This is a genomic window from Listeria cornellensis FSL F6-0969 (assembly GCF_000525855.1).
Taxonomy (GTDB): domain Bacteria; phylum Bacillota; class Bacilli; order Lactobacillales; family Listeriaceae; genus Listeria_A; species Listeria_A cornellensis.
Genome location: NZ_AODE01000082.1, coordinates 1 through 639, shown reverse-complemented (window position 1 = coordinate 639; position 639 = coordinate 1). Strand labels below are relative to the sequence as shown.

The 639-nt window shown below is 44.1% G+C and carries 1 protein-coding gene; it reads right to left on the bottom strand.

The window, feature by feature from the left end:
* Nucleotides 1-6 precede the first annotated feature (6 nt).
* On the bottom strand, nt 7-639 hold a 633-nt coding region (locus tag PCORN_RS17725; RefSeq protein WP_149024418.1), incomplete at its 5' end, for an immunoglobulin-like domain-containing protein.

Sequence of the window (639 nt, the reverse complement as noted above, 5' to 3'; positions counted from 1 at the left end):
CCACTTTTACGTCTTTGCTAATATCGCCGTCTGCTTTATCGGTTGCCGAAATGCCTTGGAACCACGCGATATCGCTGATTTTGTTCCTGCGAGAATGTCTAGATTACTAGCTTGAAGGGCAGGTTTTTCAGCGGTAACGGTAATGTTGATTGTTTTTGTTGTCGTTTTGTTGTTACTGTTTGTGATTGTGTAAACGACGGGGTAGCTGCCTTCTTTTTTGAAGTTTACTGCGCTGTAATCTACCTTGATGTTGGCGCTAATATCACCATCTGCGCGATCGGTTGCGGAAACATCTTGGAACCATGGGATTTCATCGGGTTTCGTTCCGGCGATTGTCGCTAGGTTTGTCGCTTGAAGGACTGGGTTCTCCGCGGTAATGTTCATGTTGACTGTTTTGCTTGTTGTTTTGTTGTTACTGTTTGTTACGCTGTAAACAACGGGATAACTGCCTTCTTTGCTAAAATTGACTTGGCTGTAATCCACTTTTACGTCTTTGCTAATATCGCCGTCTGCTTTATCGGTTGCCGAAATGCCTTGGAACCACGCGATATCGCCTGATTTTGTTCCTGCGAGAATGTCTAGATTACTAGCTTGAAGGGCAGGTTTTTCAGCGGTAACGGTAATGTTGATTGTTTTTTG